Origin of the sequence: Cognatundibacterium luofuense (assembly GCF_018139685.1) — a bacterium.
Taxonomy (GTDB): domain Bacteria; phylum Pseudomonadota; class Gammaproteobacteria; order Burkholderiales; family Burkholderiaceae_D; genus Undibacterium; species Undibacterium luofuense.
The window spans coordinates 1-361 of the sequence record NZ_JAGSPN010000295.1; the positions used below are offsets into that span (position 1 = coordinate 1).

Annotated in this window: 1 protein-coding gene; it reads left to right on the plus strand. The window is 57.3% G+C overall.

Translation table 11 applies throughout. From position 1 onward, the window contains the following. Positions 1-361, plus strand: a 361-nt coding sequence (locus KDM89_RS20485) for a TonB-dependent receptor domain-containing protein (RefSeq protein ID WP_212689703.1), incomplete at both ends; no start/stop codon positions are given.

The following is a 361-nucleotide window of genomic DNA, read 5'->3' on the forward strand; positions in this document are numbered from 1 at the left end:
AGAGCTATCGCGCGAACCTGCCCTACCGGCATAGTGTGGGCGAGGGCAGGGATCGCACGCTGACCCAATCGGGTAAATATGGCCAACTGCTCGGTGACGCTCATCGTCTGTCAGCCGGATGGGAATTTGAATTCCGCCGCCGCGACGACGAGCGCAATGTTACAGTGCTTGGATTGCAGCAATTGCCGGGAATGGATACGCTTCCCCTGCATGCGAAGATAGACCGGCAGGCGTACTATCTTCAGGACGAATGGGAGTTGTCGGACCAGTGGTTGCTGTATGGCGGTTTACGGCACGAGACGATTGCTACGCGCAGCGACACTTTTGATGGTGCAGTGAGTAACCGCAGCCAGGTCATCTC